Origin of the sequence: Streptomyces sp. NPDC001744, from assembly GCF_042892575.1 — a bacterium.
Classification (GTDB): Bacteria; Actinomycetota; Actinomycetes; order Streptomycetales; family Streptomycetaceae; genus Streptomyces.
On record NZ_JBIAUG010000023.1, the window covers coordinates 46,465 to 65,701 of the forward strand.

Annotated in this window: 20 protein-coding genes; 6 read left to right on the forward strand and 14 right to left on the reverse strand. The window is 73.7% G+C overall.

What is annotated here, in order from left to right; genetic code table 11:
* Positions 1-30 precede the first annotated feature (30 nt).
* The gene (locus ACFYZY_RS24625; RefSeq protein ID WP_388697907.1) at positions 31-693 is read right to left on the reverse strand and encodes a DUF4097 family beta strand repeat-containing protein; all 663 of its coding nucleotides are present in this window, start codon (positions 691-693) and stop codon (positions 31-33) included.
* 222 nt (positions 694-915) lie between these two features.
* Between ACFYZY_RS24625 and ACFYZY_RS24630 the strand changes: the two genes are divergently transcribed.
* The gene (locus ACFYZY_RS24630) at positions 916-1,725 is read left to right on the forward strand and encodes a helix-turn-helix domain-containing protein (RefSeq protein ID WP_388697910.1); all 810 of its coding nucleotides are present in this window, start codon (positions 916-918) and stop codon (positions 1,723-1,725) included.
* Between the two features lie 123 nt (positions 1,726-1,848).
* Here the strand turns inward: ACFYZY_RS24630 and ACFYZY_RS24635 are convergent, their stop codons facing one another.
* The 3 genes from ACFYZY_RS24635 to ACFYZY_RS24645 all read right to left on the reverse strand — a co-directional run bounded on the left by ACFYZY_RS24635 (position 1,849) and on the right by ACFYZY_RS24645 (position 3,125).
* The gene (locus tag ACFYZY_RS24635) at positions 1,849-2,157 is read right to left on the reverse strand and encodes a hypothetical protein (protein WP_388697913.1); all 309 of its coding nucleotides are present in this window, start codon (positions 2,155-2,157) and stop codon (positions 1,849-1,851) included.
* 30 nt (positions 2,158-2,187) lie between these two features.
* A complete protein-coding gene (locus tag ACFYZY_RS24640; protein WP_388697915.1) occupies positions 2,188-2,478 on the reverse strand; it encodes a hypothetical protein in 291 nt (96 codons plus the stop codon).
* Between the two features lie 107 nt (positions 2,479-2,585).
* Entirely contained in the window at positions 2,586-3,125 is a 540-nt protein-coding gene (locus ACFYZY_RS24645) for a lytic transglycosylase domain-containing protein (RefSeq protein WP_388697918.1), read from the reverse strand.
* Between the two features lie 295 nt (positions 3,126-3,420).
* Here ACFYZY_RS24645 and ACFYZY_RS24650 point away from each other — a divergent pair, with 295 nt between their 5' ends.
* Genes ACFYZY_RS24650 through ACFYZY_RS24660 form a run of 3 tightly spaced genes read left to right on the forward strand, consistent with a single transcriptional unit; the run spans position 3,421 to position 5,419 of the window.
* Positions 3,421-3,972, forward strand: a complete 552-nt coding sequence (locus ACFYZY_RS24650) for a DUF2243 domain-containing protein (protein ID WP_388697920.1) — start codon at positions 3,421-3,423, stop codon at positions 3,970-3,972.
* Positions 3,972-4,811 (forward strand): cytochrome c oxidase assembly protein, encoded by an 840-nt coding sequence (locus tag ACFYZY_RS24655; protein WP_388697922.1) that lies wholly within the window; start codon positions 3,972-3,974, stop codon positions 4,809-4,811. Before ACFYZY_RS24650 ends, ACFYZY_RS24655 begins: the two co-directional genes overlap by 1 nt.
* 56 nt (positions 4,812-4,867) lie before the next feature.
* Complete coding sequence (locus ACFYZY_RS24660; protein WP_388697924.1) at positions 4,868-5,419, forward strand: flavoprotein; 552 nt, start codon at positions 4,868-4,870, stop codon at positions 5,417-5,419.
* Positions 5,420-5,519: 100 nt separating this feature from the next.
* Here the strand turns inward: ACFYZY_RS24660 and ACFYZY_RS24665 are convergent, their stop codons facing one another.
* The gene (locus ACFYZY_RS24665) at positions 5,520-6,749 is read right to left on the reverse strand and encodes an acetyl-CoA carboxylase biotin carboxylase subunit family protein (protein ID WP_388697926.1); all 1,230 of its coding nucleotides are present in this window, start codon (positions 6,747-6,749) and stop codon (positions 5,520-5,522) included.
* A 328-nt stretch (positions 6,750-7,077) separates the two neighbouring features.
* Between ACFYZY_RS24665 and ACFYZY_RS24670 the strand changes: the two genes are divergently transcribed.
* Complete coding sequence (locus tag ACFYZY_RS24670; protein WP_388697929.1) at positions 7,078-7,818, forward strand: 3-keto-5-aminohexanoate cleavage protein; 741 nt, start codon at positions 7,078-7,080, stop codon at positions 7,816-7,818.
* 72 nt (positions 7,819-7,890) lie between these two features.
* Here the strand turns inward: ACFYZY_RS24670 and ACFYZY_RS24675 are convergent, their stop codons facing one another.
* The 8 genes from ACFYZY_RS24675 to ACFYZY_RS24710 are packed head-to-tail and all read right to left on the reverse strand — an operon-like array spanning position 7,891 to position 16,103.
* Entirely contained in the window at positions 7,891-8,310 is a 420-nt protein-coding gene (locus ACFYZY_RS24675) for a thioesterase family protein (protein WP_388697931.1), read from the reverse strand.
* Positions 8,307-9,455, reverse strand: a complete 1,149-nt coding sequence (locus tag ACFYZY_RS24680) for a GNAT family N-acetyltransferase (RefSeq protein ID WP_388697934.1) — start codon at positions 9,453-9,455, stop codon at positions 8,307-8,309. Before ACFYZY_RS24680 ends, ACFYZY_RS24675 begins: the two co-directional genes overlap by 4 nt.
* Positions 9,452-10,717: an MFS transporter gene (locus ACFYZY_RS24685; RefSeq protein ID WP_388697936.1), complete on the reverse strand. Its 1,266-nt coding sequence runs from the start codon at positions 10,715-10,717 to the stop codon at positions 9,452-9,454. The genes ACFYZY_RS24680 and ACFYZY_RS24685 overlap by 4 nt, the downstream gene beginning before the upstream one ends.
* A gap of 48 nt (positions 10,718-10,765) precedes the next feature.
* The gene (locus ACFYZY_RS24690; RefSeq protein ID WP_388697939.1) at positions 10,766-11,971 is read right to left on the reverse strand and encodes an acyl-CoA dehydrogenase family protein; all 1,206 of its coding nucleotides are present in this window, start codon (positions 11,969-11,971) and stop codon (positions 10,766-10,768) included.
* A 22-nt stretch (positions 11,972-11,993) separates the two neighbouring features.
* The gene (locus ACFYZY_RS24695) at positions 11,994-12,977 is read right to left on the reverse strand and encodes a 3-oxoacyl-ACP synthase III family protein (RefSeq protein WP_388697942.1); all 984 of its coding nucleotides are present in this window, start codon (positions 12,975-12,977) and stop codon (positions 11,994-11,996) included.
* Between the two features lie 17 nt (positions 12,978-12,994).
* A complete protein-coding gene (locus tag ACFYZY_RS24700; protein ID WP_388697944.1) occupies positions 12,995-14,332 on the reverse strand; it encodes an aminotransferase in 1,338 nt (445 codons plus the stop codon).
* Between the two features lie 29 nt (positions 14,333-14,361).
* On the reverse strand, positions 14,362-15,099 hold the full coding sequence (locus ACFYZY_RS24705) for an SDR family oxidoreductase (protein ID WP_388697947.1): 738 nt from the start codon (positions 15,097-15,099) through the stop codon (positions 14,362-14,364).
* A gap of 5 nt (positions 15,100-15,104) precedes the next feature.
* Entirely contained in the window at positions 15,105-16,103 is a 999-nt protein-coding gene (locus tag ACFYZY_RS24710) for a hypothetical protein (RefSeq protein ID WP_388697949.1), read from the reverse strand.
* A 483-nt stretch (positions 16,104-16,586) separates the two neighbouring features.
* On the opposite strand from ACFYZY_RS24710, the gene ACFYZY_RS24715 reads away from it, so the two are divergent.
* Positions 16,587-17,558, forward strand: coding sequence for a LuxR C-terminal-related transcriptional regulator (locus tag ACFYZY_RS24715; protein WP_388697950.1), 972 nt, complete (start codon positions 16,587-16,589; stop codon positions 17,556-17,558).
* Positions 17,559-17,673: 115 nt separating this feature from the next.
* Here ACFYZY_RS24715 and ACFYZY_RS24720 read toward each other — a convergent pair whose 3' ends face one another.
* Positions 17,674-19,116, reverse strand: coding sequence for a purine-cytosine permease family protein (locus ACFYZY_RS24720; RefSeq protein WP_388697953.1), 1,443 nt, complete (start codon positions 19,114-19,116; stop codon positions 17,674-17,676).
* Positions 19,117-19,237 lie beyond the last annotated feature (121 nt).

The following is a 19,237-nucleotide window of genomic DNA, read 5'->3' on the forward strand; positions in this document are numbered from 1 at the left end:
CGGCCCCTCCCCCGGTGTCGCGGCGGCACGTCAGAGACTGCGGGCGGTGACGTCGCCGTAGGTGGTGGTCGCGTGGATGTCCAGGGTGGCGGCGCCGTCGTTCCTCAGGTCGTTGCCGACGCGGCCGTGGCCGGTGCCGGCGTCCAGCGAGGCCGAGACCCCGCGGGCCGCGGCGACCGAGATGTCGCCCTGGTCGGTGCGGAGCGTGACCGTACCGCGCACGGCCTCGGCGATCCGGATGTCGCCCCGCCGGGTGCCGATCTCCGCGGGACCGTTCAGCCGGCCGACCTCGATGTCGCCGTCGGTGGCGGTGAGGCGGACGCTCTCCGCCTCGTCGATCTTGGTCTGCCGGTACGCGCCGTCGAAGACGACGTCGCCGAGGCGTCCGACGCCCCGGAACTCGGTGGCGGCCGCCTTCCCCTCGACCCGGGAGCCGGCGGGCAGCCGGACGGTGACCTCGACGGAACCGGAGGGACCGAGGGACTGGTTCCTCACCGGCACCCCGATCCGCAGGACGCCGTCGGCGTACCCGACCGAGGTCTGCTCCGCGGCCTTGACGTCACGGCCCCTGGAGGGGTTCGCGGGCAGGACCTCGACCACGGTGTCGGCCCGGTCGGCGGCGATGACCTGGACGCGTCCGGCGGGGACGTCGAGGACGACGGCGATCGGGGCGGGGGTGTCGAACGTCTGCATGGTGTTCTCCTTGCGGCTTGTCGTTTCTAACACGGGAAAAGCTACGTTGCGTTCACATAGTTGGCAACGCATTGATTGCAGAGAAGTCCCATAACCGCAGATCAAAGGCGTCAAATCGTTGCACCGGGCTGCCGTTTAACGCAACGTCAGGTGGCACGCTCGTTGCAATGAAAGGAGGATGAACGCTATGCTGGGAGCTCCAGGAGGACGAAGGAGGCCCGGATGCCGGGAGGCAGGCTCACCCAGAAGGACCGTCAGCAGATCGCGCTGGGGCTGGCCGGCGGCCTCGCCTACGCGGAGATCGCGAGGGGCCTCGACCGGCCGACCTCGACGGTCACGCGCGAGGTGATGCGCAACGGCGGACCGGCCGGGTACCGCGCGGACCTGGCCCACCGCGCCACGGAACAGCGCGCCCGGCGGCGCGGGCCCGCCCCGGCCCGGTCCGCGCGGACCGGGCCGCAGCCGCACGGACGCGACCCGGGGGCCGTCCGCGCGTACGAGGAGTCGTTCACCACGGTCATGGTGGAGGCGGGCCTGCCCAGGATGGCGGCCCGGGTGATGGTCGCCCTGATGATGACCGACGCCGGCAGCCTGACCGCGTCCGAACTCGCCGAACGCCTTCGGGTCAGCCCGGCGACCGTCTCCAAGTCGATCGCCTTCCTGGAGGGCCAGACCCTCGTCCGCAGGGAGCGCGCCGAGGGCCGCCGCGAGCGCTACGCCGTCGACGGCGACCTCTGGTACCAGTCGATGACGGCCAGCGTCCACTCCCTCGTCCGGCAGGTCGAGGTGGCACGGGAGGGCGTCGCCGTCCTCGGTTCCGGCACCCCGGCGGCCGTCCGCCTGGAGAACGTCGCGCGTTTCCTCGACTACGTCGCCGAAAGTCTCGCGCGCGCCGCCGAACAGGCCCGCGAAGTCCTCTCCACGCGGCCCGCGGCGGCGCCGGACGGCATCACCGGCCCGGGCCCGGAGCGCGGACAGGAAGCCCCGGCGGACGCTCCGGGGACGCGGGGCGCCGCCGTCCGGCACCCGTGAGCGGCGACGGCCGGACCGGGCCGTCCCACCGGGAGGCGGGCGGGGCGCCGGTTGCGTCGTGAAACGGTTCGCGGCCCGGTGGCGTGCCGCCGGGCCGCTCGTCCCGGAGCCCGGAGGCCGGGATCAGAGGTCGTTGTCGATGCCGGTGACGGCCGGCGGACCGAGCGGAGCACCGGATTCCGCGATTCCCGCCGCCCGCAGCGCGGCCGAGACGAGCTTCGTGGCGTCCAGTTCGGCCTCGTACCGGTCCGTGGCCTCGACCTCCAGGCGGACCGAGAAGGTGCCGTCCTCGTTCACGGTGAGGAGGTTCACGCCCTCGCTCTCGCTCACGTCGGTGTGCCGGGGGGCCAGTCCCCGTTCCAGGGCCGAACGCTCGGAACCGGTGATCCCGGAGACGAACGTTCCCGGAACGGTGATGACGAATGTGGTCATGGTGCGTCCTCCCGTGGGCGCGGTCCGGGGTCAGGCGTTCGCGTGGCGGGGAGCGCTCACGCGTCGCGGTGCGGCGCGGCGGGCCGGGCTCCCGGTGGCGGTCCGGAGGCGGCGCAGCCACAGGGAGACCGTGCAGAGCAGCCCGGCGAAGACGGCCAGCAGGAGCGTGGAGATCCACATCTGCCGGGTCCCGGGATGCGCCCATCCCGTCCAGGCCGCGGCGGCCGCCCACAGCAGGACGCCCGCCGCGTAGAAGGCGCGGACCCGGCGCAGCTGCCGCGCCGCCCGCAGGGACATGAGGTCGTCGGTCTTCGGTGCCATGCGGACCCGTGTACCCCGATCGGCGCGATCCACCAGTGGTTCGGCCCGGTGTTTCCGGGCCCCTCCCGGCGGCCTCGCCCGCCGCCGGGACGGGCCCGCTCCCCCGGTCAGCCGGCCACGGCGTCGTTCCGCTCCCGGTGCTCCGCCAGGACCTCGGCGGCCCTGGCCCGGTACGCGCGGAAACGGCGCAGGTACGACCGTGCCATGGGACCGGGCGGGACGCCCCGGGCGAAGGCCCGCATGTTGTGCTCGCCCGTGTTGTAGCCGAGGGCGAGCAGTTCGTCGCGGGTGTAGCGGCGCGCGTGCCGCTCCGGGAGGCTCCGGTCGAGGTCCTTCAGGTGCAGGGCGGCCGCGTGGATGGCGAGGGCCGGGTCGTCGCGGAGGTCCTTCCACCGCTCCGACAGGCCGTGCGCCCGGCGGACCTGCTCGAACGCCGCGCGGTGCATGTTGGCCAGCCCGAAGGAGGCCCCGGGCTTCCACCACTGCCACAGCCGCTCCAGGAGCGGGTGGTGCGGCTTGTACGCCTCGTTGTGGAGCACGGTCATCACCAGCAGGGGCGAGACCCCCGCCTCCTCGGCGCTGCGCACCACGGACGGGGCGTAGTCGGCCGGGTCGTAGTCGCCGGGGCGCAGCGGTGGCGTTCGCACGTCACCCCGGTCCGCCGTCCGGGTCCGTCGCTTCGACGCCGTCGGTCGCTCGGCCATCCTCACCCGTTTCTCTCCCGTTGCTCGCCGCCCGTGAAGGCGGGACTTTCTCGTTCCGGGGAGCGCGTGCCCGTGCCGCCCGGTCTCAATCCGTCTCGTCGGCCCCGTCGTTCCGGAGGTCCGGCCGTACGGCGGCGGGGCCGTACGGAGGACACCGGGACAGGATGGCCGCAGCGAAGCGGGGAAGGGGTCCTGCGGAACGTTCCCGACGCACCAGGTGCGGAAAAGGAGATCGGTGATGGCCCCTACGGTGGGCGAGACCCCGGCCGGCGTCCCACGGCCGAGAAGCATCCGGCTGCCGGGCATCCTGCTCGGGGTGGGGCTGGGCGGGTTCGTCGACGGCATCCTGCTCCACCAGCTGCTGCGGTGGCACCACATGCTCAGCGGCACCGACCAGGACCGCGTCGGCGTGAAGTACTACGACCCCCGCACCGTCTCCGGCCTGGAGATGAACACCGTCTGGGACGGCGTCTTCCACACCGTGTGCTGGCTCGCGGTGCTCCTGGGGCTCGCCGTCCTGTACGCGCGGGTCACCCACGGCCGGCGGCGGGTGTGGGGCTCCCGGGTGCTCTGGGGATGGGTGCTCGTCGGCTGGGGGCTGTTCAACCTCGTCGAGGGCGTGCTGAACCACCACCTCCTCGGCATCCACCACGTCCGTGGCGGAGCCGGCCAGGTCTGGTGGGACCTCGCCTTCCTCGCCCTCGGCGCCCTGCTGGTCGCCGCCGGTCTGCTGTGGCGGCGCGGCGGCCGGCCCCTCGACCCCGACGTCCCCGCTTCCCGGCACGTCTGATGGGACACCCCGCGTCCGGGCACGGGCACACCGGGGGCGGCGGCCTCCCGGAGACGCTGCTGCCCCTCCTCCCGCTGCTGGCCGCCGCCGTCTTCTACGCGCTGCTCGCCCGCCGGGCACGACGCCGCAACCCGGCCCTGGGCCGGAGCCCGTGGCGGACGGCGAGCTTCCTGAGCGGCGTGGTCCTGCTCGGCGTCGCGCTGCTGCCGCCCGTGGCCCCCTTCGCGCACGAGGACTTCCGGGGGCACATGCTCCAGCACGTGCTCATCGGCATGTACGCGCCGCTCGCGCTCGTCCTGGGGGCTCCCGTCACCCTCCTGCTGCGCACGCTGCCCGCCGCACGGGGGCGGCGGCTGAGCGCCGTGCTGCGCAGCGCGCCCGTCGGCGCGCTCACCCGTCCCTGGGTCGCGCTCGCGCTGTCCACGGGCAGCCTGGTCCCGCTCTACTTCACTCCCCTCTACGGGGTGATCACGGGCGACCCCGTGGCGCACTGGTTGCTGCACGCGCACTTCCTGCTGTCCGGCTGCCTGTTCGCCCACGTCGTCGCCGGGCCGGACCCCTCTCCCTCCCGGCCGGACGTGCGTGTGCGGCTGGTCTGGCTCGGTGTGGCGATCGCGGCGCACGCGGTGGTCTCGCAGCTGCTGTACGGGGGTTTCGGGACCCATGTCCACGCGCCCGTCGAGCAGGTCCGGGGCGGTGCGGAGATCATGTACTACGGCGGTGACATCGCCGAACTCCTCCTGGCCGCCGCCCTGGTCACGACCTGGCGCCCGGTCCGCCGGCGTCCGGCGGACCGGGAGGCCGCCGCTCCGCCCGTCCGGCCGGCGGTGTCCTCGTGATCACCGGACGGGCGGGACGACGATCGATGGCGCATACATATGATCGGATGGGGTTCATGAACATCCGGACCTTGTACCTGTTCAGCAGCGCCGCCCCGCCCGTCTTCGACATCGCCCGGGTCGTCGAAGAGGCACAGGCCGACGGCTGGGACGTGTGCCTCGGACTGACGCCGAGGGCCGCGCACTGGCTCGCCGGCTCCCTCGACGGCCTCGCCGCGCTCACCGGACACCCCGTGCGCTGGGACCACGCCCTTCCCGGCGAGCCGGAGGTGTGGCCGGAACCGGACGCGATACTCGTGGCGCCGGCCACGTTCGGCACGGTCAACCAGTGGGCCCTGGGCATCACGGACAAGTGGCTCGTCGGCGTGGTCGCCGAGGGCATCGGGAAGGGCGTCCCCATGGCGGCGCTGCCGTGCGTGACCCCCGCGCACGTCGCGCACCCGCAGTTCGAGCGGTCGGTCGAGACCCTGCGCGGCGCCGGGGTGCGGGTCCTCCACGGCGAGGAAACGCCCGCTCCCCGTCCGTCCGGGCGGGAGGAGCCGGACGCCTACCCCTGGCGGGCCGCGCTCGACGCCGTCGCGGACGTCCTGCGTCCCGCCGCTTCCTGACGGACGGTTCAGGAGGCGCCCGGTCCCGCCCCGGGCGCGGGGCCGTTCCCCGGGCGCGGACGGGTGCGCCCGGGGAACGGCACGGCGGCCCCGGAGGGGGTCAGGCGGTGAGCACCGCCCGGTGGGCGTCGAGGGTGCGCAGGTCCTCCAGGAGGGCGTCGTGGTCGGAGTTCCACAGCAGTACGGCGGCGCTGAAGTCCCGGATGTCGCGGGGCGCCTCCGTGGTCCGGCCCGTCTCGACGTTCCACTGCCAGTGGTGGTCGCTGCGCAGCCGGGCGGTCCGGAGGTCCACGACGGTGCCCGCGCGCTTGGGGAAGTACGCCCAGGCCGCGTGCAGCCCCGTGGCCTCCGGGGCGAGGGGACGTTCCCCGCGCTGGAGCCGGAAGTGGGACTCCTCGATGTCCACTCCCCAGGCGATGCGGTGGGTGGAGGGCACGAGCGCCGCCGGGGCGCGGGACGCGATCTCCAGGAAGACCAGTTCGCCGTCGGGGCGGCGGAAGACCTCGTGGTGGAAGACGCCGTCGCGCGGCTTGTCGCGGAAGGCTTCGAGGACCCGCCGGTTGAACTCCTTGAGGGCCTCGGCCTCCGGCCGGTCGTCGGGCAGCGTCCAGGAGGCGCAGAGACGGCCCTTCAGGTAGTCGTAGCAGGGGTGCAGGTACCTGTTGGCCTTCGCGTGGAGGATCTCTCCGTCCCGGACGGTGGTGTCCACGTGGAAGAGGTCGCCGTCGAGGTACTCGTCCAGCTCGAAGCGGCGTTCGCCGGCCTCCCGGGCCCAGGCGTGCAGGGCGGCGGCGTCGCGCAGGACGGCGGTGCCGACGCTGCCGGACTCGTCGAGCGGTTTCACGAACACCGGCCAGCCGAGGTCGTCACCCAGCCCGGCGGCGTACCGCCCGGGGTCGCGGTGGTAGTCGGCGGCGGACCACTCGCGGTGTTTCGGCAGCCGTACGCCCGCGTCCGCCAGGGCGGCCTTCATCGCCAGTTTGTCGACGAACGGGGCCACCTGCTCCGGGCGGTCGCCCGGGACGCCGGCCAGGAGGCGCGCCTCGGCCACGGCGCCGAGCGCGTACTCGTCGTGGCACAGCAGGCGTACGCCGTCGCGGTCGCCCGGGGGCAGGGCGTCGCGCACCGCCGTCACGCAGCGGGCGATGCCGGACGGGCTGAAGTCCTCGTGGACGATCACGCGGTCGAAGACGTCCGCGCGGTTGCGCTTGAGGAGCTTCTGGTGCTGCGTCGGACTGGTGACCAGGACGGTGCGGCGGTGGGGGCGGGCCAGGACGGCGGGGTCGATCCGGAAGGACGCGACGTTCTGTACGACGATGTCCGTCAGCACGTCAGCTCCCGTCCGGGCGCCGGTCGGGGGTCCGCGCGGTTCCGGGCCCTTCCGCCCCGGGCCGCGCGGTGGGTGCGGCCGGGCGGGGCGTTCCCACGGGCGGCCGGTCCTTCTGCGTCGTCACGCGCTGCATGGCGTTCCTCTCTGAAGCTGCCACTGTCGGCGCCCGATCGGCTGACCGGCGGCGCGCGGATCATGCGCGCGGGGACGCTTCCTCAAGTGGACGTGCCGGAAGTGGAAGCGGGAGGGGCGCCGTCGCGCCCCGGCCCGTGGAACTTTCGGCGTGTACTTCGCCGCCGCCGGACCGGGGCGTGCCAGAGTGCCACGCATGCTGCAAGTCTGTCTCAACGGAACGCGCCGGCCCGACGAGGGCCCCGGGCTGGGAACCACCGCCGGGGAACTGGCGGCCGAGGCGCGGCGGGCGGTCGGTGCGGGGGCCGAGGACGTCCATCTGCACCCCAGGGACGGGCGGGGCCGGGACACGCTGGACCCGGTGGTGGTCCACGACGTGCTCCAGGCCGTTCGCGAGGCCGTCGGGCCCGGGGTCCGCGTCGGGGTGACCACGGGCGCGTGGATCGAGAGCGACCCCGCGCGCCGGGCCCGGCTCGTCGAGTCCTGGACGACGCTGCCGGACCACGCGTCGGTCAACTGGCACGAGGAGGGGGCCGGTCTGGTCGCGCGGACGCTGGAGGACCGGGGGGTCGGCGTCGAGGCCGGGCTCTTCTCCGGTACCGACGGGCCGCGCGCCTTCCTCGCGTCCCCGTTCGCCGGCCGCGTCCTGCGCGTACTGGCCGAGATCACCGACACGCCCGCCGACCGGGCGGCGGACACGGCCCGGGAGATGGTCCGGCGCCTGTCGGCGGCGACACCGGCGCCGATCCTGCTGCACGGCGACGACGCGACGGCGTGGCCCGTCCTGGAGACCGCCGCCGAGCTGGGCCTGGACACCCGCATCGGCCTGGAGGACGTGCTGTTCCTTCCGGACGGTTCACCGGCCGGGGGCAACGCGCCCCTCGTGGAGGCCGCTCTGGGCATCCTGCGGCGGAGCGGGGCCCGTTCCGCGCGCTGAGGGGGCGGAACGGGGCCGGGGCCGGCCGGTGTCCGGGAGACACCGGCCGGCCCCGGCTCCGTCGCGCGGCGGTCAGCCGCGGCGGCGGTCGATCCGGGCGACGAACCGCTTCCGGTCGATGAGGGCCCGGGTGTGGCGGCCGCGCAGGACGACGGCCTCGGAGTCCCGGGCCTCGACGTCGAAGACGAGTTCACGGCCGTCGACGCGGGTCAGGGTGGCCGAGACGGTGACCTCGTCCCCGACGGGCGTGGGCGCGAGGTGACCCGAGTCGTGCGCGAGGCCCACGGTCATGTCGCCCTCGCCGACGGCCTGTTCGACGACCTTCATGGCGGCGATCTCGCTCAGCCACAGCAGGACCGGGGTGGCGAGCACCGGCAGGTCGTTGCCCCAGCGGGTGGCGGCGTCCTCGTCCGTGACGGTGTGGGTGATGCGGGCGACCGTCCCCACCAGGGAGGACGGGTCGGTCGTGGCGCGGGTCGTGGAGGTGGTCATGTCGTCGCCTTCGCTGTCGCGGGGGTGGGGGCGGGGTCCTCGCCGGCGCGTTCCGTGAGGTGGCGCAGGTGCCGGCGGGCGGCTTCGGTGAGCGGGACGAACCAGGCGTCGCGCGGGTGCGTCCGCGCGCCGCGGCGCCGTTTGACGGCGTCCGAGCCGACGGACAGGTCGAGGTGGCGGACGCCGTGGGCGTAGGCCCATCGGACGGGCTCGTGCAGGGCGGCGCCGAAGTAGACCGGGCCGCTGTCGCCGGCCTGCGGATGGAATCCGGCCTGGCGGACGTGGAGGCGGGGTCCGTGGCGGACGAGGGAGACGAACCCGAGGTCGGCGCCGTCGCGGCGGGCGCGTACGAGCAGGGCGTCGTCCCCCAGGTGGTCGAGGTAGGCGCGGTGGAGGGCCACGGCCTCCTCCCGGGCGTACGCGTGGCCGTACTTGTCGTAGAGGCCCAGCTCCAGGGGGACGATCCGGTCGATGTCGGGCTCCCGCAGCGGGGAGACGGTGAACTCGACGCCCGCCCCGTCGAGTTTGCGCAGGTCCGCCTTCTCCTTGGCGCGCTGCTTGCGGGGCAGTGAGGCCATCCAGTCCGACAGGCCGTCGCCGGGCAGGCCGAGGATGTTGGCGCCGTGGGAGGGGAACCTGACGCCGCCGTGGGCGCGGAAGGCGGCGACGAGGTCGGCGTCCCCGGGCGGGCAGTACAGGGCGGCCAGGCAGGCGGCGCCGCGGACGACGGCCCCTTCGGCGGCGGCCTCCAGGAGCAGGGTCAGGGTCCGGGCGCGCTGCCGGACGGAGCCCGCGGTGCAGAACTTGCTGCGCCCGGGGCGGCGCCCGCCGACGGTGAAGGCGGGCAGCAGGGCCTCGTGGCCCTCACCGGTTCCCGTCACGTCGGCCAGGAAGAGGTCGGGGCGGGCGAAGGGCCAGGGGTTGCTGGTGCGGTCGAAGCCGTACGCGGGGGCGAAGGCGGTCGAGTCCCCGGTGCGCGCCCAGGTGTAGAACGCGTCGCCGGGATGGGCCTGTTCCTCGACGCGGAGCCAGCGGGGGCCGCAGTACAGATGGGGGCAGTCGCGTACCAGGGGGTGGTCGAGGGTCCCGGGGGTGAGGACCGCGTCGACGTGTGTTCCGCCGGTGCGGGTGAGCGTGACGTTCACTCTGTCTCCGTGACTTCAGTCGGGGCCGGAGCCGGACGGGGCGTGGCGAGGACCATCGGGACCGCCGCCGCGAGGACGACGCAGCCGGCCACGAGGAGCACCGGCCGCGAGCCGGCGTGGCTGCCGACCACGCCGGCGAGGGCGGAGCCCAGGGGCAGGCAGCCGAAGGCGATCAGGCGGTAGGCCGAGGTGACCCGGCCGAGCATCTCCTGCGGGACGGTGCGCTGGCGGTACGAGACGGTCACCACGTTGATCAGGACGAGCAGGCCGGTGCAGCCCAGTCCGACGCCCAGCGAGGCCGTCGTGAGCACGAGCCCCGGCAGGAGGAAGCCGACGGCCATGCCCGCCAGCCCCAGGGCCATGCAGGGGCGCGTGCCGAGCCGGGCGGTGGCCTTGGCGGACAGCAGTCCGACGGCGAGTCCGCTGACACCGGCGATCATCAGCAGGGTCCCGTAGGCGGAGGGGCTCAGTCCGAGGGGGCCGGGCCGCAGGGCGAGGACGGGCAGGGCCGCGTAGACCGCGGCCCAGGCCAGGTTGAGCGCGCCCACGCCCAGGGCGTAGACGAGGAGGGTGCGGTGGCCGACGAGGAAGGAGAGTCCGGCGCGGATGTCGCGCAGGACGCCGGTGCGGCCGGGCGTCGCGGCCGGCGGGGTCCGGCCGTCCGGGGCCGGGAGCGCGAGGAGGGCCAGCACGGTGGCGAGGTAGAGGACGGCGGTGGCGCCGAAGGCGAGCGCGGCGGTCAGCCCGAGGAGCAGGCCGCCGAGCGGCGGGCCGGCCATCTGGTTGGTGGTGATCTCGGCGGCCTGGAGGCGCGCGTTGGCGCGTTCGAGCTGGGAGGGCTCGACCAGGCCGGGGGTGGTGGTGTGGAAGGCGGTGTCGAAGACGGTCTCGCCGATGCCGAGGAGGAACGCGGCGGCGGCGAGCAGGGAAATACTCCCCTCCCCCAGGGCCAGCAGCAGGGCGACGGCGCCGAGGACGAGGACGCGCCCGGTGTTGACGACGCGCATCAGCCGTCGTTCGTCGTACCGGTCGACGAGCAGCCCGGAGAAGAGGGCGAAGAGCAGCCACGGGAGGCGGGACATGGCGGCCACGAGGGCGACGCCGTCGGCACCGCCGCCCAGGTGGACGGCGGTGGCCGGCAGGGCGACCTGGTAGACGCCGTCCGCCAGGTTCGAGCCCGCGCACGCGTTCCACAACCAGAAGAAGGGGCGCCCCAGGGACGTCCGCGAGGGGACGGCGGGATCGGTTGATGTCGCGGTCATCGGCTCCTCGTTCCGGGTGCGTGCGCGGGTCGTCCGGGCGGACCGGGATCAGTCCGTGCGGTGGGCCAGCATCTGGTTCAGGATGTTCTTGCGCTGCATCTCGCTGGTGCCCCCGGCGATCAGGGTGCCCAGCGCGTCCTGGACGATGCGCGTCAGGGGGCCGCGCATGAACCCGGCGTGGCCGTGCAGCCGCATCAGGTCCTGGGCGGCCTCGACCAGACCCTCGGAGCCCACCAGTTTGGCCACCGAGCAGCGCAGGGACGCCTCGGGGTCCCCGGCGACGAGGGCGTCGATGCCGGCCAGGGCGGTGGCGCGGGCGACCTCGACGGTGACGCGGATGTCGGTGACGCGGCCCTGGACGTACTGGTGGTCGAGGATCGGCACGCCGAACGCCTCGCGGCGGCGGGCGAAGTCGATGACCCTGTCGAGCTGGGGTTCCAGGAACGCCGCGATGACGAGGCCGTACAGGGCGCGGTCGAAGCTGATGACGTCGTACAGGGTGCGCAGGCCGTCGCCCGGTTCGCCCAGGACGGCGTCCGGGTGCAGCAGCACGTCGCGCAGGTGGATGGCGCCGGTCGGGCTGGTCCGCAGGCCGAGGAGCTGTTCGGCCGGGCCGCGGCGGACGCCGGGGCTGTGCAGGTTGACCAGGAAGAGGGAGATGTCCCGGCGGCCCAGTGCGGGCACGCGGCCGAGGATGAGGGCCCGGTCGGCGACGGGGGCGTTGGTGATGTGGTCCTTCGTGCCGCTGAGGCGCCAGCCGTCGGGGGTCCGCTCGCCGACGGTCCGGGTGCGGGCGACGTCCGATCCGCCGTGCGGTTCGGTCAGGGCGGTGGCTCCGACCGCCCCCTTCATGAGCGGGGGCAGCACGGTCCGGTGGTGGTGCTCGTTGCCGTGTTCCACCAGCGCCCGCACGAGGCCGGCGTGGGCGATGAGGGACAGGGTGAAGCCCAGGTCGTCGCTGCCCCGGGCGATGTCGGCGATGCCCTCGGCGAGGTCGCGCCAGGTTCCCCCGGCGCCGCCGAGGTGCTCGGGGACGCCGAGGCGCCACAGGCCCAGGTCGGCCAGGCGCTGCCAGGACAGGCGGTCGAGGACCTCGGCCTCGTAGGCCGTGTCGGCCCGGGGGGCGATGTGGGTGCGGGCGAACTCGGTGAAGGCGGACCCGCCGGAGGGTGTCCGGGGCGGGGCGGGGTCCGGGGTGGTGGTCGGGCCGGCGGGGGCCGTGGTGGGCGCGGTGGGCGCGGTGGGCGCGGTCATGTGAGGGTCTCCAGGGTGGGGTTCAGTACCAGCGCAGGACGAGGGCGCCGGCGGTCATGCCGCCGCCGACCGCCGCGAGCACCACGACGTCGCCGCGGCGCGGCGTGCCCGCGGCGCGGGCTTCGTCGAGGGTGATGGGGACCGAGGCGGCCGCGGTGTTGCCGTAGCGGTCGACGGTCATCGGGACGCGGTCGAGCGGGATGCCGGCCCGGTCGGCGCACTCCTCGATGAGCCGGGCGTTGGCCTGGTGGGTGATGAGGTGGTCGACGTCGCCGACGTCCAGGCCGGCGGCGGCGAGGGCGCCCTTGACCACGCGGGGGACGGCCTGGGTGGCGAAGTCCCACACCCGGCGTCCGTCCATGTGGAAGTAGTGGCGCCGCTCCTCGACCGTCCGCCGGCTCGTGGGCTCGCGGGTTCCTCCGGCCGGGATGCCGACCACGTCCAGCCGGGTGCTGTCGGCCATCAGGTCGCAGCCGAGGATGCCGTATCCGTCGGGGACGTGTCCCAGGACGGCGGCGCCGGCGCCGTCGCCGAAGAAGACGCAGGTCCCCCGGTCCTCGTAGTCCAGGATGCGGCTGTACGCCTCGCAGCCGACCACCATGACGTGCCGGTACTGGGGGAAGGCGCCCATCAGTCCGGCGGCGGTGGCGGTGGCGTAGACGAAGCCGCTGCACACGGCGCCGACGTCGAAGGCCGGCACCTGGTTCAGGCCCAGCTTGGCGTGGACGTTGCAGGCGGTGGAGGGCTGGATCTGGTCGGGCGAGCTGGTGGCCACCACCAGCGCGTCGAGCTGGTCGGGGGCGAGGCCGCCGTCGTCGAGGGCGGCCAGGGCGGCGCGGTGCCCCAGGTCGGAGGTGTGCTGCCCCGGGTCGGCCCGGCGCCGCTGCCGGATGCCGGTGCGGGAGGTGACCCAGGCGTCGGAGGTCGGCACCACTTGGGCGAGGTCGTCGTTGGTGACGACGTGGTCGGGCAGGTACGAGCCGGTGGCGAGGATGCCGATGGCCATCGGGCTGCTCCTTGCGGTCAGGCCGCTCGTCGGCCGAGCGAGTCGAGCACGTCGTGGTGGGCTGCGGTGAAGCGTTCCATCAGGTCGTCGATCTGGTCGGGCGTGATGATCAGCGGGGGCGCGAAGACCACGGTGTCGCCCATGGCCCGCAGGAGCAGGCCGCGCTCCTTGGCCGCCCGCAGGACGGCCTGTCCGATGCGGCCCGGTTCGTGGTCCCCCTGGGAGGGGTCGAACTCGACGCCGCCCAGCAGGCCGTGGTGGCGTACGTCGCGGACGAGTTCGGCGCCGCGGAACTTCTCCAGCGCGCGTTCGAGGTGCGGGGCGACGTCGCGGACGTGGCCGGGGATGTCGCGTTCCCGCAGGATGGCGAGGGTCTCGCGGGCGACGGCGGCGGCCACGGGGTGCCCCGAGTAGGTGAAGCCGTGCCCGAAGGTGCCGATCTGCCGGCTGCCCTCGGCCAGGACGGCGCTGACCTTCTCGCTCACCAGCGTGGCCGAGATGGGCAGGTAGGACGAGGACAGCCCCTTGGCGGTGGTGATGATGTCGGGGGTGAGGCCGAACTCGGTGGTGGCGAACATCGATCCGGTGCGGCCGTAGCCGGTGATGACCTCGTCCGCGACGAACAGGATGCCGTGGCGGTCGAGGACCTCCTGGAGGCGGGCGAAGTACCCGGCGGGCGGGATGATGAGGCCGCCGGCGCCGAGGATCGGTTCGGAGATGAACGCGGCGACGGTCTCGGGGCCGACCTCGTACAGCAGGTTCTCGAAGTCCTGGACGAGCCAGTCGACCTGCTCGGCCTCGTTCATTCCGCGCGAGGCGGGGTGCAGCGGGCTGGGGCAGTGCGCCGAGGGGAAGTCCTCGGTCGCGAACTGGAAGCCGTGGTGGATGTGCGGCAGGCCGGTGGCCGAACCGGCGGCCAGGGTGGTGCCGTGGTAGCCGCAGCTGTGGGAGATCACCTTGCGGCGCTCCGGCCGCCCCTGGGCCCAGTGGTAGTAGCGGGCGAACTTGATGGCGCTGTCGTTGGCGTCCGAGCCGGAGTTGCCGAAGAAGACGCGGCCCATAGGGATCGGGGCGATGTCGGCGATGTCGGCGGCCAGGGCGAGGGCGACGTCGTTGGTGCGGTGGTTGAACGATCCGTAGAAGGGGAGCCTGTTCATCTGTTCGGTGGCCGCGCGCACCAGGCGGGGCTCGCTGTAGCCGAGGGTCACGCTCCACAGGCCGGCCACGCCGTCGACGAACCAGTCGCCGGCTTCGTCGCGGACGGTGATGCCGGAGCCCTCGGTGATCACGTGCGGGGGCGTGTCGAGGTGGAGGGGGCTGTGGGGTTCGAGCAGGAAGGTGGGCGTGTCGGGCATGGGAGCTGCTTCCTTGTCCGGGGAGGGGGTCATCGGCCGCCGCCCACTTCGAGGACGGATCCCGTGATGTAGGAGGCGGCCGGGGAGAGGAGGAAGACCACGGCTTCGGCGACTTCCTCCGGTGTGCCGATGCGGCCCAGGGGAACGGTCGGCCGGAGCCGGTCGGGCCGGTCGGGGACGCCGTTGGCCCGGTGCAGTCCGGTGTCGATCAGTCCGGGGGCGACGGCGTTGACGCGGACGTCGTCGGCCGCCGCCTCCTGTGCGGCACCCCAGGTGTGGACGTTGACCGCGGCCTTGAGGGCGGCGTAGTGCACCCACTCGTGGCCGCCGCCGGTACGGGCTCCGGTGGAGGAGATGTTGACGATGCTCCCCCCGGCGCCGCCGCGGCCGCGGGCCATGCTCCGCAGGCCCCGGCGCGTGCACAGCGCGACGCTGCGCAGGACGGCGCGGTAGGCGGTGTCGAGCTGGGCGATGTCCAGGTCCGCGACCCGGGCCATGCCTCCGGTGACGCCGGCGTTGTTGACCAGGGCGGTGAGCGGGCCCAGTTCCTCCTCCGCCGTCGCGAAGAGGCGTTCGACCTCGTCCTCCTCGGCCACGTCGGCCCGGACCGCCATCGCCTCGACGCCGGACCGCCGCAGGTCGTCCACGACCCGGGCCGCGCCCTCGGCGCTCGACCGGTAGTTGACGCACACCGGCCGTCCCAGGTCCGCGGCGCGACGGGCGACGGCGGCCCCGATGCCCTGTCCTGCACCCGTGATGATGATCATGTGGGTCAGCCGTTGACCACGCCGTAGCGGTCGCCGAGGAAGAACTCCTCGAAGGCCCTGCGGGTGTGGACGTTGTGCGTCTTCAGCAGCCAGCGCTGCTTGAGCCCCTCGATGTCGTGGACGGCGTGCACCTCCCGGCCGTGGATGACGTGCCTGTTGGAGAAGGTGACCGAGTCGCCGGGCTTGGACACCCGCATCCGCTTGCGGGAGTGCAGCGCCGCGACGAAACGGTTCAGCACCTGCTGGGCCTCGTCGTCCAGGCCCCGGGTGCGGTCCTCGAAGACCCGGGCGCCCTCGTCGCCGTTGATGACCGCGTGGTCGTCGGCGCGCCGGTCGTGGAGGATGTTGCCCTCGCGGGTGGAGACGTCGTCGAAGGGCGTGTGGAACCTGGGCTGGGCGAGGACCTCGCGGTCGGAGTCGGTCAGCTCCTCCAGGGCGTCCAGGGTGACCGTGAAGGTCGAGTACACCTCGTTGGTGGGGGTGTCCCGGAGTGTGAGGGTGTTGACGAAGTCGGGGCTGACGAAGTGGTTGGCGAAGTCCCGGTGGAACTTGAGCGTTCCCAGCGTCTTCTGCGACTGGGTGTCGAACATGGACTCCTTGGGGTAGATGTCGTGGAAGAAGTCGCCGCCGTTGACGCTGAGGTGACCGATGATCTCGGTGCCCGTCAGGACCGCGTAGGCGGCCAGGAAGCCCTCGGCGACGAAGGTCTTCTTCAGCCGGTACTTCTCGTGCACGGGGTCCGCCGACCCGAACAGGGGCAGGTCCGGGTCGATGGGGGCGTTGCCGATGACGACCAGCGGTTCCTTGGAGAAGTCCCGCAGCATCGACCTCTCGCAGAAGTCGGTGAACCGGGAACCGAGCCGGCGGTCCCTGCGGAGTCCGGACACGTCGGCCATGTAGGTCTCGAAGTCGCTGTACGGGCTGGTGGCGACGTCCAGCAGGACCGCGCGCAGCGCGTCGCGCTCGGCGTCGGTGAAGACGAAGTCGTAGTCGATCTGCTGCATGGTGTGCGTTCCTCCGTCGGAAGGTGCCCGTGCCGGGGGCACGGGGACGAACGGTGGGATGGAGCCCGGCCGGCCGGGGCCGGGCGGCGGAGCGGCCCGGGCCCGGTCGCCGGGGCGTCAGATCCGGGGACGGGAGCCGTACCGGAGTCCGGCGGCGCCGTGTGCGGCGGGCAGCGGCCGGGTGCCGGACGGACGGGGCGCGCGGGCGCACGCGCCCCGGTCCCCGGGGGGCGGGAGGAGGTCCCAGATGTTGCCTTCTCCGCCGGTGGCCGCCGCCGGTGGCCGCCGGTGCGCGCGGCGGGCCCCGCGGGGGGCCGCCCCCGTGGGCGTCGGCGTGGCTCCCGCGGTCTCCCGTAGGCGTTTCATCCAGCTTCCCTTTCTGGTGTCACGGGTCGGGCAAGCCAACGGGTATCCGCGCCCGGGAGGGGCATGCGTTCGTCATGTGACAGCTAGTGGTAAGGCCACTACTGGACAGGGGGACGGATGTCATTGATCTTCGACCGGGTGGACGTGGAGCTCTATCGCGCCGAGGTGCAGAAGCCCCGGTACACCGACGCCGAGCTGGCCGAACGCCTGGGCGTGGAACCCGAGGAGGTGCGCGAACGGAGGAAACGGCTGGCCGACGCGCGCCTGCTGCAGCGGATCGACGAGGACGCGTGGGTGGCCCGCAGCCCCCAGGCCGCCGCCGACGCCCTGCTGGCGGACGAGGAGGAGGAGCTCGAACGGCGCCGCAGGGAACTCGCCCGGCGCAAGGAGGAGTTGCTGGCGCTGACCGCCGACTACCTCGACGCCCGCCGGTTACGTTCGAGCACGGGCCTCGTGGAGGTCCTGCACGGTGTCGAGACGGTCCGGGCCGCCCTGACCGAGCTGGCCGCCCTGTGCTCCCGCTCGGTGGACTCCATGGTTCCCGGGGGCGCGCAGAGCGAGGAGGCCGTCCGGGCCGCGCTGCCCCTCGACAGGGCCCTGCTGGACCGGGGCGTCGCCCTGCGCAGCCTGTTCCTCGACTCGGCCCGTTCGCACCCGGGCACCCACCGCTACCTGAAGGAGCTCCGGCGGGCGGGCGGGGAGGTCCGTACGGCCGCCCTCCTGCCCACCCGCATGCTGCTCTACGACGGCGCGACCGCCGTCGTCCCGCTCGATCCGCGCGACAGCGCCCTGGGCGCCGTGGTCGTCCACGACCGGCCGCTGGTCACCCTGCTGAGCGACCTGTTCCACCTGTACTGGACCCAGGCCGCGCCCCACCCGCCGGCCGACTCCGGCGGCGACCTCAACGAACTGGAGCGGTCCGTCCTGCGGCTCATGGCCGCGGGGCAGCTGGACGAGGCCATCTCCCGCCAGATCGGCCTGTCGGTACGGACCACACGCCGCATCATCAGCCAGCTGTCCGCCCGGCTGGGGGCCTGCAGCCGTTTCCAGGCGGGGGTCCTGGCCGTCGCCCGCGGCTGGGTGGACTGAGCGCGACGGGCGCGGGGGCGGACGGTGGCGGTGCGCTCGGGACGCGCCGCCGCCCGGGGCGGACCGTGCCGGTCCGCCCCGGGCGGCGTGCGGGAGCGTTCCCCGTCCGGTGGCCTCAGCGCCGTCCGGCCGCCTCCGGGATCGTGCCGAGGACGCGCGTCAGGACCGCGTACAGGGCCGCCGCGCCGAGGACGCCCACGGGGAGGGCGAGGTTGACGCCGCCCATCGCCGCGGCGAGGGGGCCGGTCCAGGAGGTCGAGCCGGCGCACAGGGCCGCCGCGCCGGCGCCGCCCAGGGTGGCGAGCATGCCGGCCCAGTTGACGCCCGCGCGGTACCAGAAGGGGCTGGTGCGGCTCTGGTCGTGGAGCAGTTCCCCGTCGTAACGGTTGCGCCGCAGGACGATGTCGGTGGCGTAGACGGCCATGCACGGGCCGGTGACGACCACGACCAGTTCCATCATGGTGTTGACGGCGGTGAGGAAGTCGAAGACCAGGAGCGCGAACAGGGTCATGGCGGTGCCGATGGCGCCGACGACGAGGACGGTGAACATCCGGGGCAGCCGTACGCCGATCGACTGCATCGACAGGCCGGAACTGTAGGCGGTGAGGCCGTTGTTCGCCATGGTGTTCACCACCACCGCGGTGACGAAGGTGGGGACGAACCAGGGCGGCATGACGCTCTCCAGCGCCGCCTGCGGGTCGCTCATGTCGAGCGTGGTGGCCGCGAGGGCCCCGACGCCCGTGAACAGGACGCTCGGCAGGTAGGCGCCGAACGCGGTCCACAGCGTGACGGCACGGCCGCTGGTGTGGCGCGGCAGGTAGCGGGCGAGGTCGGGGCTGTTGGCGTACGAGAGCGGGGCCGAGGCGACGAGGGTGAGGCCGGAGGCCAGGACGACGAGGTGCTCGGTCCCGGTGAGCGGCTCGGCGGGCGCGTACGACCAGTCCGCGTGACCGAGCACCATCGCGCTCAGGGCCAGGAACACCAGCGTGAGGAAGACGCTCACCGCGCCGTACAGCCGGACGATCGTCGCGTGCCCGTAGATCGCGATGACGATGGTGACGGCGGCGATCAGACAGACCACCACGACGTCCAGGGCCGCCGACTGGGCCATCCCGAGCTGGGCCGTCATGCCGATGCCGGCCGTCGAGGCCGCCGACCAGTTCAGCGCGAGGTAGAGCGAGGAGATCAGCCATCCGGTGAGCGCGACGACGAACTTGTTGCCGACGACCCCGTACATGGCCCGGGAGATCACGGAGCCGGAGGTCCCCGCCGCGGGGCCGCTGACGGCGATGAAGCCGGTCAGGAGCCAGAAGAGGTTTCCGGTGGCGATCACGGCCATCGTCTCGGGCAGGGACAGCCCCATCAGGACGAGGGTTCCGCCGACCACGAAGCTGAGGTAGCTCACGTTCGGCGCGGCCCAGACCGGGAACAGTTCGCGCGCCCTTCCGTGCCGCTCCGCGTCGGGCACGCAGTCGATGCCCCGGCTCTCGACCGAGCCCGCCAGATCGCGCCCCGTGTCGTACGAGGCCGGGACGGGGCCTGCTGGAGAACGCTGCATGGGTGTTCCTTCGAAGAGGGGGAAGACGGCGCGGTCCTCGCCACCGAGGGGTCCGGAGGGTGCGGCCGAAGGTTCTCCAGCCTTGTTGGTGTGTTAACCAATAGGCTGTTGGTGCGTCATC